Raw genomic sequence first — 15,368 nt, forward strand, 5'->3', positions numbered from 1 at the left:
CGTCGACTGATCTCATTGAAAACAAACCGGTCGCCTCGTACTTTAATGCTCACCGAGCGGGCGGTTCACCCGTCCGCCCCGGGCCTTCGGGGCGCCGTAGGGGAGAGAGATGACGCGACCGCGGCAGCTTGCCGACACGCCGTCCCTGACCGCGACCGTCCCGCGCCAGCTCGTCCACCGCGCCGCCGTCGCCGAGACCTTCCTCACCGGCTGGCGGCGCACCGGGCCCGACCGGTTCACGGTGTCCGCCCAGTGGCCACGTGCGCACGCGCTGCACGTGTCGCCCGACTGGTCCGCGTACGACCCGCTGCTCGTCGTCGAAACGATTCGGCAGAGCGGCACCCTGGTCACCCACGCCGAGTACGAGGCCCCGCTGGACCGGAAGTTCGTGCTGACCGAGTTCCAGGTCGGCGCGGAACCCACGATGTTGACGCTCGGCGTGCTGCCGGCCGAACCCGAGGTCGAACTCGTCTTCACCGACGTCCAGTACCGGGGCGGACAGCTCGCGGCCGCCCGCTACACCGCGCACGTCCTGCGCGACGGCGCCCGCGTCGCCGCCGCGGACGTCGCCTTCACCTGTGTCAGCGGGCCCGTCTACCGGCGGCTGCGCGGCGGCCGTACGCCGGAGACCGTGACCGCCGTCCCCGTCCCGCCCGGGGTGCCCGCCGACGCCGTCCGCCGGGCCCTGCCCGCGGACGTCGTCCTCGCGCCCGCCGACGCCGGCCGGCCGGACCGTCGGCAGCTGCGAGTAAATACCGCGCACCCCGTTTTCTTCGACCATCCGCTCGACCACGTCCCCGGCATGCTCCTGCTCGAGGCCGCCCGCCAGGCAGTCCTGCTGGAAACACCGGGAGAACGGGTACCGGCGGCGTACCACGCCGTCTTCCACCGGTACGCTGAACTGGACGAACCCATCTGGATCGAGGCGAAGGGCGGTCACGGACCCGACGTGCAAGTGCTCGGCGTACAAGGGGATTCGACGGTCTTTGAATGCCTGGTCGGTACCGTCGGAACGTGAACTGTTGTTTACTGGGGGTCAGAAACAAACGGCATGACCCGTTCTTTGCGCCCAGGAGTGTCAGGTTGATGGCGAGGCAGTTACGCGCGGAGCAGACCCGCACGACGATCATCAGGGCCGCAGCCGATCTGTTCGACCGGAACGGCTACGAGTCGACCAGCCTCAGTGACATCGTCGAGCACGCCCATGTCACCAAGGGCGCGCTCTACTTCCACTTCGCGGCCAAGGAGGATCTCGCCCAGGCCATCCTGGAGTTGCAGTCCCAGGCCGCCCGCCGGGTCGCCGGGGAGATCGACGGCCGCGGCTACCCGGCTCTGGAGGCCCTGATGCGCCTCACCTTCGGCATGGCGCGGCTGTCGGTCGAGGGCCCCATCACCCGCGCCGGCCTGCGCCTGGCCACCGGCGGCGTCGCCGTACGGCCGCCCGTGCCGCACCCGTTCACCGAGTGGCTGGAGCTGATCTCCCGCGGGCTCGTCGGCGCGGTGCGGGAGTCGGACATCCATTCGGACGTCGACGTGGACGCCGTGGCCCACTCCCTGGTCTGTTTCTTCGTCGGCACCCGGGTGGTCGGCCGCTCCCGCGAACCCAGCGCCCGGCTGCCGCGCCGCATGGCCGAGATGTGGCACGTCCTCATCCGCGGCCTGGTCCCCGTCCCCCGCCGCCCCCGCTACCTGAGCCTCGCGGCCCGACTCGAACGGGAGGTCATGGCGGCGGTGTGAGTGAGCCACCGCCCCTTCCCGCCCGGGGACCGCGTCCAGCACGCGGCCCGTGCCCACGTGGCACGGCTACGCCACGTGAGCACGCCACGGCGCGTGTGCCCCGCGCAGGCCGGCCGACCCCGCGCCCCGTCTGCCCCGCGCAGGCCGGCCCAGCGCCCCGCGCGTCCCGCGGCGGCCGACCCCCGGTCCGTGGCGCCTACGGCCGACCGGGGCCGTGTCCTCGCGCACGGCCGGCGCCGTGTCCCGGGGCGTTCCCGGCCGGCCGCTCCTGCGGTTCGCCGGTTCGCCGGTCCGCGTCATCGGCCACGGCCCCTCGTGGCGGCGCGTGGCCACGGCCGGCCCCGCCGTCCGCACGCCCTCCGCCCCCACCCGCCCCGCGATACCGTGATCCGCATGCCCGACACCCCCCTCCCGCCCGTGATCCACGGCGACGAGCCCGGCTCCTTCCCGCACGGTGTCCTCGCCGAGCGGCACCCGGCGATCATCCGGCGGGTGCGGGACGCCTTCCCCTACGGACCCGACGTCCGCGAGGCCCTGGACGCCCTGCTGACGAACTGCGCCGAGGGCGTGATCGAACCGCTCCCCGCCGACGCGCACGACCTCGACCGCTGGCGGACCTGGGGTCTGGACGCGTACGCGGGCCGCTCCTGGTACGAGGTGCCCTGGCTGTGGTCGGAGAGCTACTTCTACCGGCTGCTCCTCGAGACCGTCGGCCACTTCCGGCCCGGCCCCTGGCAGGGACTCGACCCGTTCCGCCCGTTCAAGCTCGCCGAGCTGGACGCCCCCGGGACCGACGAGGAACTCGCCGCGCTCGACGGCCTCGAAGGCCGCCCGGAGCCGGAGCGGGCGCAGGCCCTGCTGCACGGCTCCCTGTGGGGCAACCGCGCCGACCTCGGCTTCCGGCTCTCCGACGCGGGCGCCCAGAACCGGGCCGCCGTCCCCGCACTGGTCGCCGACGACGGCGAGAGCCTGTGGGCGCTGCTGGCACAGCCGGAGGCCGCCGACGGCACGCTGTGCCTGGTCGCGGACAACGCGGGCCGCGAGCTGATCCCCGACCTGCTCCTCGCCGCCCACCTCCTCGCCCACGGGCGGATCGGCCGCGTCGTCCTGCACGTCAAGCCGTACCCCTACTACGTCTCGGACGCCACGACGGCCGACGTCGTCGACGCGCTGCGCCGCCTGACGGCCGCTCCGGGGGTGGCCGCCGGGTACGGGCGGCGGCTGTGGGCGGCGATGACGGACGGCACCCTGACGGTCCGCGCCCACCCCTTCGCCGCCGCCCCGCTGCCGTACGAGCGGATGCCGGACGACCTCCGCGCCGAGTTCGCGGCCGCGACGCTGACCGTCGTGAAGGGTGACCTCAACTACCGCCGCCTGGTGGGTGACCGGCTGTGGCCGCCGACGACCCCGTTCGGGGGCGTGACCGCGTACTTCCCCGGCCCGGTCGTGGCCCTGCGCACGCTCAAGTCGGACGTGATCACCGGGCTGTCCGCCGGCACCGAGGCCGCGCTGACCGCCGCCGAGGGGCAGCACTGGCGCACCGGCGGGACACACGCGCTGATCCAGACCAGGAAGTGAGCACGGCGCGCCCTCCCGCGCCGGCCCGCCGCCCAGGGGCGCCCGATTCGCCGGTGTTCGCACCGGGTTCACGCGATGGTGTGATCATGTTCCGCGCCGCGGATGAGGGTTGATGCCCCCGGGTAGGGCCCGGCCATGACGCAGCCGTTCGAACTCCCGCACTTCTACATGCCGTATCCCGCGCGGCTCAACCCGCACCTCGACGAGGCCCGCGCCCACTCGACGGGGTGGGCGCGCGAGATGGGCATGCTGGAGGGCTCCGGGATCTGGGAGCAGGCAGACCTCGACGCGCACGACTACGGCCTGCTCTGCGCCTACACCCACCCCGACTGCGACGGCCCCGTCCTGTCGTTGATCACCGACTGGTACGTGTGGGTGTTCTTCTTCGACGACCACTTCCTCGACATGTTCAAGCGCACCCCCGACCGGGCGGCCGGCCGGGCCCACCTGGACCGGCTCCCGCTGTTCATGCCGCTCGACCTGTCGACTCCGGTGCCCGAGCCGCGGAACCCGGTCGAGGCGGGCCTCGCCGACCTGTGGGCGCGCACCGTGCCGGCGATGTCCGCCGACTGGCGGCGCCGTTTCGCCGTCGCCACCGAGCACCTCCTCAACGAGTCGATGTGGGAGCTGTCCAACATCGACGAGGGACGGGTCTCCAACCCCGTCGAGTACATCGAGATGCGCCGCAAGGTGGGCGGCGCCCCCTGGTCGGCGGGGCTCGTGGAGTACGCCACCGCCGAGGTCCCGGCCGCCGTGGCCGGATCGAGGCCGCTCAGGGTGCTGATGGAGACCTTCTCCGACGGCGTGCACCTGCGCAACGACCTGTTCTCCTACCAGCGCGAGGTCGAGGACGAGGGCGAGCTGAGCAACGGGGTGCTCGTCCTGGAGACGTTCTTCGGCTGCACCACCCAGGAGGCCGCGGACACCGTCAACGACATCCTCACGTCCCGGCTCCACCAGTTCGAGCACACCGCCCTGACCGAAGTGCCGGCGCTGGCCCTGGAGAAGGGCCTGCGCCCGGACGAGGTGGCCGCCGTCGCCGCCTACACCAAGGGGCTCCAGGACTGGCAGTCCGGCGGCCACGAATGGCACCTGCGCTCCAGCCGCTACATGAACGGGAAGGCGACCTCCTCCTCGCCCTGGGAGCGGCTGACCCACCCCGGCACCTCCGCCGCCGACGTCGGCGCCCTGCTCGCCTCGGCCGCCGCGACGGGGGCGACTCCCACGCCTTTCGGGCAGCGGGGGAGACTGCGCGCGTACACGCACGTGCCGTACCAGAAGGTCGGCCCGTCCCGGCTGCCCGAGTTCCACATGCCCTTCCAGGTGCAGCTGAGCCCGCACCTGGACCGGGCCCGCCACCATCTGGTCGAGTGGACGCGCCGCATGGGCATGCTGTCCGAAGGGGTGTGGGACGAGGACAAGCTCGCCTCGTGCGACCTGGCGCTGTGCTCGGCGGGCCTGGACCCCGACGCCACCCCCGAGGCCCTCGACCTCAGCGCCGGGTGGCTGGCGTTCGGCACCTACGGCGACGACTACTACCCGCTGGTGTACGGCCACCGCCGTGACCTGGCCGCGGCCCGGGTCACCACCGCCCGCCTCTCGGCCTGCATGCCCGTCGACGGCGAGGAGACCCCCGTCCCCCTGAACGCCATGGAACGGTCGCTGATCGACCTGTGGGCGCGCACGACCGCCGGCATGACCCCCGACCAGCGGCGCACCCTGCGCACGGCGGTCGACAGCATGACGGAGAGCTGGGTGTGGGAGCTGTCCAACCAGCTCCAGAACCGCATCCCCGACCCCGTCGACTACCTGGAGATGCGGCGCGCCACCTTCGGCTCCGACCTCACGCTGAGCCTGTGCCGCATGGGCCAGGGTCCCGCCGTCCCCCCGGAGGTGTACGCCGGCGGCCCGGTCCGCTCACTGGAGAACGCGGCCATCGACTACGCCTGCCTGCTCAACGACGTCTTCTCGTACCAGAAGGAGATCGAGTACGAGGGCGAGATCCACAACGCCATCCTCGTCGTGCAGAACTTCTTCGGCTGCGACTACCCGGCCGCGCTCGGCGTCGTCCACGACCTGATGACCCAGCGCATGCAGCAGTTCGAGCACGTGGTCGCCCACGAACTGCCGGTCCTGTACGACGACTTCGGTCTGTCGGCAAAGGCCCGCGACGCCATGGGCGGGTATGTGGCGGACCTCCGGAACTGGCTGGCCGGCATCCTCAACTGGCACCGGGAGGTGGACCGTTACACATCCGCCTATCTGGCCCGCCGGTCCCACGGCTTCCTGCCCGGCCGCCTGCCGGCCGTTCCCGTGCTGCCGGTCGGCTGACGCCTGCGCCGGCCGTTCCCGTGCTGCCGGTCGGCCGACGGCTCACCCCGTTGCCGCCGCCGGCCGACCGCGCACCCGGATCGTCCCGCCGAGCGTCGTGCGGCGGCCCGTCACACCGGTCGCGCCGCCGCCGGTCGCGCCGCGTGCTCGACCGCGGCCCGGGCCAGTCCCCGGACCAGCGGGTGCGGGTGCGAGCCGTCGCCGTACAGCTCCGGCTGGAAGAGGGAGGCGAGGAAGAAGGGGTGCCCGGGCAGTTCCGCCATCCGCACCTGGCCCGCCGCGTCCCGGCCGGAGAAGCGCAGGCCGTGCGCGACCAGGGTGTCGAAGTGACGGGAGAGGCCGTAGCGGCAGGAATAGCGTTCGACGGTGGACTCCCTGCCGATCACCGTGTGGGCCAGCGAGCCCGGCTCCAGCAGGACGGTGTCCTCGTGGCCCTCCAGCGAGCAGGCCAGCGGTTCGAGGAGCGGGTCCGCGGCGGTGGGGTCGTTCTCGGCGTGCGCCGCGCGGGTCAGTCCGCAGGCGTTGCGGGCGAACTCCAGCAGGGCGTGCTGGAATCCGCCGCAGGTGCCGAGGAAGGGGATGTTCTCCTCGCGGGCGGTGCGGATCGCGGCCAGGACACCGGCCTCGCTGCGGTACGGGCTGCCCGGCACCACCCAGACCGCGTCGAACCCGCGCACCGCGCCCTCGGACTCCGCGTCGGACGAGGGGATCCAGTAGGCGTCGAGGACCAGCCGGTCCCGGGCGGCGAGGGCGTCGAGGAGGAGCGGGATCCGGGTGTGGGAGACGACGCCGGGGGAGCGGTCGCCCACCAGGGCGACCCTGGCGACGCGAGCGGTGCCGGCGGTCTGCGCGGTGCTGTCGGTCATGCCCCCATCCTCGGAGCGGCCCCCGGTTCACGTCCAACGATGATTCCTGCACTCCCGATAAGCAGAACTGATGCGACCCTGGTCGGCATGGACCCGCACCTCCTGCGCACCTACGTCACCGTGGCCCGCCTCGCCTCCTTCTCCGCGGCCGCGCGCGACCTCGGCTACACCCAGTCGGCCGTGTCCCAGCACATCGCGGCCCTCGAACAGGACCTCGGCGCACCACTGCTCACCCGGCGCCCCGTCGCCCCCACGGCGGCCGGTGAGCGGCTCCTCGAACACGCCGGACCCCTGCTGCTGCGCCTGGATGCGGCCCGCGCGGACGTGGTCCGGATCGCCGCCGCCCCCGTCCACGGCCTGACCCTGGCCACCTCCTCGACCGCGCTCACCCCCGCGGCCCTCGCCGCGCTGCCGCCCGCGGGTGTGACGCTGCGCGTGCTGGCCCGTGACGAGGTCCCCGCCGCCGTCGCCGCGGGCACCGCGGACCTGGGTCTCGTCGACGGCCTGGCCGCCCCCAGCGACCCGCTCCCGCTGCCCGACGTGGCGCCGCTGACCACGTACGGCGTCGGGGAGGAGCCGGTCGGCGTCCTGCTGCCCACCGCCCACCCCCTGGCCCGCCGCACCGGACTGCGCCTCGGCGACCTCGCCGACGCCCGCTGGATCGACGCCCCCGACACGGGCCTGCCGCTGCCCCGGCTGCGCGCGGCGAGCGGCGGTCGCGGTTTCCGGCCGGCCCTGCGCTACGAGGGCACCGACGTCCGCGTCCTGACCGCGCTCGCCGCCGCCGGTCACGGTCTCACCGTCCTGCCCCGCTCGGCGACGGCCGGCGCCCCGGGCGTGGTGGTCGTCCCGCTCACCGGACCGCGGATCGTCCACCGGGTGGAACTCGTCCACGCCGGCACCCCGACGGGTGCCGCACGGGACCTGGTCGCGGCGCTGTCCCCGGGCCGGTGAACGCCGGGCCGGTGAGTCCCGCGCCCGCACGCGTACCGCCGTCGTCCGCCGGTCAGTCTCACTCGTTCGTGGCTCGTGGCACCCCGGTACGACGGGTAGAGCACCAGCCGGAGGAGATCCATGGAACAGACCGCGTTGCGTCCCAAGCCCATGCCCGGCCAGGAGCCCGGCGGAACCCCGCCCTGCGACGTACCGGCGTGCGGCCGGTCCCGCCACCCGCACGCCGCCCGCTGTCGCGGCCGGCGTCCGACGACCCTGCTGGCCGGCCTGTTCGCCGGTGCCGTCCTGGTGCTGTCCGGCGTCGGCCTCGGCACCGTGGGCGCCGCGGTGATCGGCGCGGGCGAACTGGCCGAGCTGCAACGGCGGGGAGGCGGGGCAGCGGCGGACGCCGCGCCCCCGGCGGCCGGCCGCAGCCCCGCCGCACCGGGCTCCCCGGCATCCGCGCCCGCCGACGCCACCCTGGGACTGGAGATCGTGGACGGGAAGAAGACGGGCGCCGAGATCGTCGCCGTCCACGTCCCCGGCCCCGGCTATTCGGCCGGTCTGGTGCGCGGGGACGTCGTCCTGCACTTCGGCAGGACCCGGATCGACTCCGCGGCGGATCTCGCGCGGGCGGTCGAGGAGGCGAAGCCGGGCCGGGAGACCAAGGTGTCGTTGCGTCACAAGAGCGGTGGTTACCAGCAGTTGTCCGTGGTGCCGGGGATCGTCACCTGACGGCCGGTCCGGACGCGTGAGCGCCGTGGAGGACGTCGTCCGGCGGGCGTACGCGGGAGCTTGCGCGTGCACGGGAGCTTGTGGGGCGTCACCCGGTGGTTCGGTCCGTGTACGTGGGGGCCGCGGGTCGTGCTCCGGCGGTCCCGTCCGCGCACGCGGGAACCGCGGGGCGGTACCCGGCAGCCCGGACCGCCCGTGTGGGCACGCTCGCGTGGGCGGTCCGCGTCAGACGACCACGCGGAAGTGGCTCGTGAGCCGCCGCTCGTCGTCCAGGACGTGGAACGCGAGCCCGACCGGCGCCTCCCGGTCGGCGACCTCCTCGCCCTCCCAGGGCAGCCGGAGCGTCCATGTCACGCCGGGGCCCACCACCAGCGGCCGTCCCGCGAAGGCGGTGGCGGCCGGGGTGTGGGCATGGCCCGTGATGATCCCGGCGATCTCCGGCCGCCGCCCGAGCAGCGCGGCCAGCCGGCCGGGGTCGCCCAACCGGTAGGAATCGGGCAGCGGGTGGTGCACCGCCACCGGCGGATGGTGGAAGGCGAGCAGCGCCGGCACGTCCCCGTCCAGCTCGTCGAGGGTCTCCTCGATCCAGGCGTACGTCTCGTCCGCCAGGGCCCCCTCGTCCTCGCCCGGGATGCTGGAGTCGCACATCAGGACCGCGCCGCCGTCGAACACCTGGACGTTGTTGACCGGTCCGTCGGCGGCCGGCAGGCCGAGGAGGACCTTGCGGTAGGGGGCGCGACGGTCGTGGTTGCCGGGGCAGGTGAGCACCGGCCAGGGAGCGTCGGAGCCCTGGATCCCGAGGACGCGGGCGGCCTCCTCGTACTCGGCCTCCGCCCCGTGGTCCGCGATGTCTCCGGTGACCAGCAGCGCGTCCACCCGCCCCGGCAGGTTCCGGAGCCGGTCGCACACCCGCTCGGCGCGCTCGGTGGCACGGGCGCTGCCGTCCAGGTGCAGATCACTGAGGTGAGCGAGTACGAGCACGGTGCCGGCCTCCCGAAGTGGATTAATGCTTGCTCATGATCCAACCATTAGATCTCGTGGCCGGGCAATCCACCCGCCCGGGGAACGACGGGGCGGCGTTCCCCGCGAAATCCCCGCCGATCGGGTCGCGCCGCCCCTGCCGACCGGGCAGGATGCTGCCCGTAGTCACCACGTCCTGACAGGGAGGCCCGGATGACCGGCCGTACGCCCGCGCGCTTCACCGCCGACGACTACCGGGCCCGCATGGAGCGGGCCGCGCACGCGGCCGGCGACGCGGGGCTGGCCGGGCTGCTCGTGGCACCGGGCCCGGACCTGGTCTGGCTCACCGGCTACGCGCCCCCCGCGGCGACCGAGCGGCTCACCCTGCTCGTCCTCACGCCCGAGCGCGACCCCGTCCTCGTCGTCCCGGCCCTCGAGGCCCCCGACGCGGCCAAGGCGGCCGGGGCCCCCGCGCTCACCCTGCGGGACTGGACCGACGGCAAGGACCCCTACGCCGCCACCACCGCGCTCCTGGACACCGGCGGGCGGTTCGGCGTCAGCGACAACGCCTGGGCGATGCACCTGCTCAACCTGCAGAAGGCACTCCCGGACAGTTCCTACGCCTCCCTCACCGAGGCCCTGCCGATGCTGCGCGCCGTCAAGGACGCGGCCGAACTGGAGCTGATGGCCGCCGCGGGGGCCGCCGCCGACGCGACGTTCGAGGAGATCCGCGGGGTCCCCTTCGCCGGACGCCGGGAGTCCGAGGTCGGCGCCGACCTCGCCGGCCTGCTCCGCCGCTTCGGCCACTCCCAGGTCGACTTCACCATCGTCGCCTCGGGCCCGAACGGCGCCAACCCGCACCACGAGGTCGGCGACCGCGTCATCGAGCACGGCGACATGGTCGTCCTCGACTTCGGCGGCCTGAAGGACGGCTACGGCTCCGACACCTCCCGCACGGTCCACGTCGGCGAACCCACCGGCGAGGAGCGCCGGGTCCACGACCTCGTCCGCGAGGCCCAGGAGGCGGGCTTTCGCGCCGTACGGCCGGGCGTCGCCTGCCAGGAGGTCGACCGGGCCGCCCGCGCCGTCATCGCCGACGCCGGGTACGGCGAGTACTTCATCCACCGCACCGGCCACGGCATCGGCGTCACCACCCACGAGCCGCCCTACATGATCGAGGGTGAGGAACAGCCCCTCGTCCCCGGCATGTGCTTCTCCGTCGAGCCGGGCGTCTACCTCCCCGGCCGGTTCGGGGTGCGCATCGAGGACATCGTCACCGTCACCGCGGACGGCGGCCGCCGGCTCAACGACACCACCCGCGAGATGGTCATAGTCGACTGACACCCCACAGGAGAGTCCCGGTACCCACCCGAACGGCTACGGCGCGACCATGACCCCAGCACCCACACCCACCGCGGACACCGTCCGCCGACTGGTCCGAACGCTCCTCGGGAACGCCGGCGACGGCGGTCCCGGTCCCGAGGTGCGGCCCGCCTCCGAGGAGGGCGGGCACGGCACCTGGTGGGTCGGCACCCGCCACGTCCTGCGGCTCGCCCCCGATCGCGAGGCGAGCGTCCGCATGCGCCGTGAACTGCGGCTGCGCGACCTCGTCCGACCGCACGTGCCGGTCGCCGTGCCGACCGCCGTCGCGCACGGCGAGTGGTCGCCCGGCCTCGCCTGCACCCTCGACACCAAGGTGCCCGGCGGCACCGCCGAGGACCACGACGTGTCCGCCGTCGGCGAGGCCGACCTGGCCGCGCTGCTCGGCGGACTGCGCGAGGTGCCGGCCCGGCAGGCCGAGACGATCGGCGTGCCGCGCGTCGCCCCGCGCTCCCTCGAGGCACTGCGCCGCATGGCCGTCGCCGCCGGCGAACGCCTCGCCGCCGCCGACGAGTTCGACCCCGCCCGGCTTCACCAGCTCACCCCGCCCGGCGCGGCCCAGCTCGCCGCACAGCCCGCCACCGCCGTCCTCGTCCACCACGCCCTGCGGGGCGAGCACCTCGTGGTCAGCGCCGACGGCCGGGTGCGCGGCGTCCTCGACTGGACCGGCGCGGTCGTCGGCGACCCCGCCGAGGACATCGCCGGGCTCGCCCTCGCCGTCGGCTCCGGCGCCGCCGTCCGCGCCGCCACCCTCACCGGGTACGGTGCCCGCGCCTGCCTGCGCGGCCTGTGGCTGGCCCGCTGCGACACCGTCGTACACCTCGCCGAACGCCTGACCGGCCACGGCGCCGAGCCCCCGGCCCTGCTGCGCACCCAGCTGCGCCGCGCCTGGGAGGCGATCCTGCTGGAACGCGTGACGGAACTCAGGGAGGACGGGGCGGACGGCTAGGGCCTCTCGTTTGGATCATGCCGGGCTCGCGGGCCCCGGCACCGCCCCTCGCCGCGTTGTCGTCGGTCGCGAGGGCTCCGCCCCGGCTCCCTCCTCCGCCCCGCGCGGCTCCCGCACTGCCCGAAAGGCGTGGGAGGTGCCCCCGGCACCGGACCCCGCTCCCCGATCCGGCCCGATCCAAACGAAAGACCCTGGCCGGACCTGCCCGTCCACACCCCGTGCGGTGGCCCTCAGTCCTGTTCCAGGACCACGCAGGACTCCCCGGGCAGGCGCAGCAGCCCGTCCGCGCCCGCCGTCTCCACCGGCTCCCACGCGGCCAGCACGCGCGCGGGGCGGGTGCCGAGCGGGATCTCCGCCGGTGCCTTGCCGAGGTTCACGGCCACCCGGACGTCCCCGCGGCGGAAGGCCAGCCAGCGGGCCTGCGCGTCGTGGGCGACCTTGAGGTCGGCCAGGTCGGGGTCGGTGAGGTCGGCATGGGCGTGCCGCAGGGCGATCAGCCGGCGGTACCAGGCCAGCACGCGCGCGTGGGGCTCGCGCTCCGGCTCCGACCAGTCCAGGCAGGAGCGGTCCCGGGTCGCCGGGTCCTGCGGATCCGGCACGTCCTCCTCCGCCCAGCCGTGCTCCGCGAACTCCCGCCGCCTGCCCCGCCGTACGGCCTCCGCGAGGTCCGGGTCGGTGTGGTCGGTGAAGAACTGCCAGGGCGTGCCCGCCGCCCACTCCTCGCCCATGAACAGCATCGGGGTGTACGGGGAGGTCAGCGTCAGCGTCGCCGCGCAGGCCAGCAGGCCGGGGGAGAGGGAGGCCGCGAGCCGGTCGCCCCGGGCGCGGTTGCCCACCTGGTCGTGGGTCTGGGAGTAGCCGAGGAGCCGGTGCGCGGGCAGCCGGGTACGGTCCAGCGGCCGGCCGTGGGACCGGCCGCGGAAGCTGGACCAGGTGCCGTCGTGGAAGAACCCGCCGGTGAGGGTCTTGGCGAGCGCGGCGAACGGATCGCGCCCGAAATCGGCGTAGTAGCCCTGGGACTCGCCGGTCAGGGCGGTGTGCAGGGCGTGGTGGAAGTCGTCGTTCCACTGCGCGTGCAGCCCCAGGCCGCCCTCCCGGCGGGGCGTGATCAGCCGCGGGTCGTTCAGGTCGGACTCGGCGATCAGGAACAGCGGCCGGCCCGTCTCCTCGGCGAGCGCGTCCACCGACTCCGACAGTTCCTCCAGGAACGGGTACGCGCGCGTGTCGGCCAGCGCGTGCACCGCGTCCAGCCGGAGCCCGTCGATCCGGTAGTCACGCAGCCACGCCAGCGCGCTGCCCAGCAGGAACGCCCGCACCTCGTCCGAGCCGGGCGCGTCCAGATTGACGGCCGAGCCCCACGGGGTGTGGTGCGTGTCGGTGAAGTACGGCCCGAAGACGGGCAGGTAATTGCCCGACGGACCCAGGTGGTTGTGCACGACGTCCAGGACCACCCCCAGACCCAGCTCGTGCGCCCGGTCGACGAAGCGTTTCAGCGCCTCGGGACCGCCGTACGGCTCGTGCACCGCCCACAGAGACACCCCCTCGTAACCCCAGCCGTGTCGGCCGGGGAAGGGACACAGCGGCATCAACTCCACGTGGGTCACACCGAGTTCGACGAGATGACCGAGCCGGTCGGCCGCCGCGTCCAGGGTGCCCTCGGGGGTGTACGTGCCCACGTGCAGCTCGTACAGCACCGCACCCGGCAGCGGCCGCCCCGGCCACCGCGCCCGCCACGCGTACCGGCCGTGGTCGACGACCGCGCTGAGCCCGTCGGGCCCGTCCGGCTGACGGCGCGACCGCGGATCCGGCCGCACGGGGCCGTCGTCCACCGCGAAGCCGTACCGGGTGCCGTCCCGCGCCTCCGCCTCACCGGTCCACCACTCCGGCCGCGCGGCGTCGCGCTCCAACGCGCGCGTCACGTCACCGCACTGGAGCGTCACACGTTCGGCCTGCGGTGCCCACACCTCGAACTGCACGGACGGCTCCCCTTCGTCTGCTCACCGTGATGTAGCCCGACCCATCGTGCTCCAAACGAGATCGATCCGCCGCACGAACACTCCCATCGCGGCCGGTGTCGTGGCGGTCCGCTCCGGGCACGCGCGCCGGGTCGCCGTTTTCCCGTTTTCTGGACACCCGACGTCCACTGACCGACAATCACGAGCGTGACGTCGTCATTCGAGTTCAACACGTACCCCGCGCGCCTGTCCGACGTGGAGCGCGACAGGGCACTGAAGGTGCTCCGTGACGGTGTCGCCATGGGCCGCCTCTCCCACGACACGTTCATCCGGCGCATGGAACTGGCGCTCGCCGCCCGCCGCCCGGACGAACTGGCGGTCCTCACCGCCGACCTGCCCAGGGAGAACCGCTTCTCGCGCGCCGTGTTCGGCACCGTCGAGGCCGTCTCCGGCTTCACCGTACGGCTGCGCAGGGCCTGGCAGGCCGAGCGGCTGCCCAAGCTGCTGCTGCCGCACCCCGGCGCCGAACGGGCGCTGCGCATCGGCCGCGACCCCGCCAGCGGCCTCCGGCTGACCCACGACAGCGTCTCGCGCGTGCACGCCGAACTCAGCCGCCAGGACGGCATGTGGATCCTGCGCGACCTCGGTTCGACCAACGGCACGACCGTCAACGGGCGGCGCGTCATCGGCGCCGCAGTGGTCCGCGAGGGCGACCAGGTCGCCTTCGGCCGGATGGCGTTCCGCCTCTCGGTGAACTAGGGCGTGTTCCGAAAGTGGCGTCGTCTGCCCGAAGGGCAGGCCCGGCGGCGTCTGGTGCGTGCGATCGCAAGGCGGAGGGTCGCCCCGACACTGGTTGTGTCGGGGCGATACCGACAACGCGTCCTCGCGCGCGTGCGGCCCCACCTGTCCGGCGCACCCGACACCGCCCGCCTGCTCGCCCCGGTCGACGACTACCTCCTCGTCCGCCCCGGCCTCGCCGACGCCTGGGACCCCGACGCCGGCGACCCCGGCCGTCCGCTCCCGCCCCTGAACAACGCCCACCTGGCCGCCCTGCGCATCGCCGGCCGCCGTATCGCCGTGCGCACCGCGGGCCTGCTGCACCAGCTCGTCGCGGGGACCGGACACGATCCGGCCGGCGCGCTGCCGGAGCCGGACGCGTTCATCGACGCGGGGTGCGCCGACTACCACGACGGTTTCGGGGCCCGCTGGATCCCCGTCGCCCGCCAGGTGGAGTACCAGACCAGGGTCGTCCTCGCGGCGTTCGAACTGGCCGCGCGGCCGGCCTGCGCACCCGCACGATCGGGTGAGCCGGACTGGGGAACCGGGACCGCCGTGCCGATGCACCGGGAATGAAGCACTTCCCCGCACCCCGCCTCCTGGGCGCCCTGCCCGTCACGGCCGCCCTCCTCCTCGTCGCCGTCGCTCCCGTCCGGGCCTCGTCGCCCGGTCACGCCCTCCCCGGCGACGGGCTCCGGCTCAGCGTCACCACGGGCGACTCCCGCTCCGGCGACACCCGCGGCACGCTCCTGCTGTGCGACCCGCCCCAGGGCCACTCCCGCGCCGCCGAGGCCTGCGCCGACCTCACGGCGGCGAACGGTGACATCGACGCCGTCGCGCCGAGGGGGGCCGTCTGCTCCCTCCTGTACGCCCCCGTGACCGCCCGCGCGAGCGGCTGGTGGCACGGCCGTCCCGTCGCGTACACGAGGACCTTCTCCAACACCTGCGTGATGCTCGCGGAGACGGGCGCGGTGTTCGCCCTGGACGACGAGCAGCTCCCCGAACTCCCCGAACTGTCCGAACGGTCCGAACGGTCCGGGCTATCCGGGCTGTCCGGGATGCCCGAGGTGTGAGGCCGGCCGGCTCCGGGCACGCGCGCGTGAGCGTGTCCGGAGCCGTCCACCCCTGCCCGCCTCCCGGCGGGCGCCGCGGCACCAGGGTCCGCCG

13 protein-coding genes and 1 pseudogene are annotated in these 15,368 nt (G+C 74.3%); 11 read left to right on the forward strand and 3 right to left on the reverse strand.

The window, feature by feature from the left end:
* Positions 1 to 109: 109 nt before the first annotated feature.
* From ACGFQC_RS33160 to cyc2, 4 genes are all read left to right on the forward strand, one after another.
* Positions 110 to 1,018 (forward strand): ScbA/BarX family gamma-butyrolactone biosynthesis protein, encoded by a 909-nt coding sequence (locus ACGFQC_RS33160; RefSeq protein ID WP_363090457.1) that lies wholly within the window; start codon positions 110 to 112, stop codon positions 1,016 to 1,018.
* Between the two features lie 68 nt (positions 1,019 to 1,086).
* A complete protein-coding gene (locus ACGFQC_RS33165; protein WP_363090458.1) occupies positions 1,087 to 1,737 on the forward strand; it encodes a ScbR family autoregulator-binding transcription factor in 651 nt (216 codons plus the stop codon).
* 393 nt (positions 1,738 to 2,130) lie between these two features.
* Entirely contained in the window at positions 2,131 to 3,315 is a 1,185-nt protein-coding gene (locus tag ACGFQC_RS33170) for a damage-control phosphatase ARMT1 family protein (RefSeq protein WP_363090459.1), read from the forward strand.
* A 135-nt stretch (positions 3,316 to 3,450) separates the two neighbouring features.
* Entirely contained in the window at positions 3,451 to 5,646 is a 2,196-nt protein-coding gene (gene cyc2 / locus ACGFQC_RS33175) for a germacradienol/geosmin synthase Cyc2 (protein ID WP_363090460.1), read from the forward strand.
* Between the two features lie 110 nt (positions 5,647 to 5,756).
* Here cyc2 and ACGFQC_RS33180 read toward each other — a convergent pair whose 3' ends face one another.
* Positions 5,757 to 6,512, reverse strand: coding sequence for a hypothetical protein (locus tag ACGFQC_RS33180; protein ID WP_363090461.1), 756 nt, complete (start codon positions 6,510 to 6,512; stop codon positions 5,757 to 5,759).
* An 87-nt stretch (positions 6,513 to 6,599) separates the two neighbouring features.
* On the opposite strand from ACGFQC_RS33180, the gene ACGFQC_RS33185 reads away from it, so the two are divergent.
* Complete coding sequence (locus ACGFQC_RS33185; RefSeq protein WP_363090462.1) at positions 6,600 to 7,466, forward strand: LysR family transcriptional regulator; 867 nt, start codon at positions 6,600 to 6,602, stop codon at positions 7,464 to 7,466.
* A 120-nt stretch (positions 7,467 to 7,586) separates the two neighbouring features.
* Entirely contained in the window at positions 7,587 to 8,180 is a 594-nt protein-coding gene (locus ACGFQC_RS33190) for a PDZ domain-containing protein (RefSeq protein ID WP_363090463.1), read from the forward strand.
* 225 nt (positions 8,181 to 8,405) lie between these two features.
* On the opposite strand, the gene ACGFQC_RS33195 is transcribed toward ACGFQC_RS33190, so the two are convergent.
* A complete protein-coding gene (locus ACGFQC_RS33195) occupies positions 8,406 to 9,161 on the reverse strand; it encodes a metallophosphoesterase (RefSeq protein ID WP_363090464.1) in 756 nt (251 codons plus the stop codon).
* Positions 9,162 to 9,353: 192 nt separating this feature from the next.
* On the opposite strand from ACGFQC_RS33195, the gene ACGFQC_RS33200 reads away from it, so the two are divergent.
* Both ACGFQC_RS33200 and ACGFQC_RS33205 read left to right on the forward strand, forming a co-directional pair.
* Positions 9,354 to 10,481, forward strand: a complete 1,128-nt coding sequence (locus ACGFQC_RS33200) for an aminopeptidase P family protein (RefSeq protein WP_363090465.1) — start codon at positions 9,354 to 9,356, stop codon at positions 10,479 to 10,481.
* 49 nt (positions 10,482 to 10,530) lie between these two features.
* Positions 10,531 to 11,469 carry an aminoglycoside phosphotransferase family protein gene (locus ACGFQC_RS33205; RefSeq protein ID WP_363090466.1) on the forward strand — a complete coding sequence of 313 codons (939 nt, stop codon included), beginning with the start codon at positions 10,531 to 10,533 and terminating at the stop codon, positions 11,467 to 11,469.
* Between the two features lie 230 nt (positions 11,470 to 11,699).
* Here ACGFQC_RS33205 and treZ read toward each other — a convergent pair whose 3' ends face one another.
* The gene (treZ, locus tag ACGFQC_RS33210; protein WP_363090467.1) at positions 11,700 to 13,445 is read right to left on the reverse strand and encodes a malto-oligosyltrehalose trehalohydrolase; all 1,746 of its coding nucleotides are present in this window, start codon (positions 13,443 to 13,445) and stop codon (positions 11,700 to 11,702) included.
* Positions 13,446 to 13,631: 186 nt separating this feature from the next.
* On the opposite strand from treZ, the gene ACGFQC_RS33215 reads away from it, so the two are divergent.
* The 3 genes and pseudogenes from ACGFQC_RS33215 to ACGFQC_RS33225 all read left to right on the forward strand — a co-directional run bounded on the left by ACGFQC_RS33215 (position 13,632) and on the right by ACGFQC_RS33225 (position 15,274).
* Positions 13,632 to 14,183, forward strand: a complete 552-nt coding sequence (locus ACGFQC_RS33215; protein WP_363090468.1) for a DUF1707 and FHA domain-containing protein — start codon at positions 13,632 to 13,634, stop codon at positions 14,181 to 14,183.
* Positions 14,184 to 14,255: 72 nt separating this feature from the next.
* Positions 14,256 to 14,777 (forward strand): annotated as a pseudogene (locus ACGFQC_RS33220) (dehydrogenase); the annotation flags it as partial.
* A complete protein-coding gene (locus tag ACGFQC_RS33225; RefSeq protein WP_363090469.1) occupies positions 14,774 to 15,274 on the forward strand; it encodes an SSI family serine proteinase inhibitor in 501 nt (166 codons plus the stop codon). The pseudogene ACGFQC_RS33220 and the gene ACGFQC_RS33225, both read left to right, overlap by 4 nt.
* Positions 15,275 to 15,368 lie beyond the last annotated feature (94 nt).

It is taken from the genome of Streptomyces sp. NPDC048734 (assembly GCF_043198675.1).
Lineage (GTDB): Bacteria > Actinomycetota > Actinomycetes > Streptomycetales > Streptomycetaceae > Streptomyces.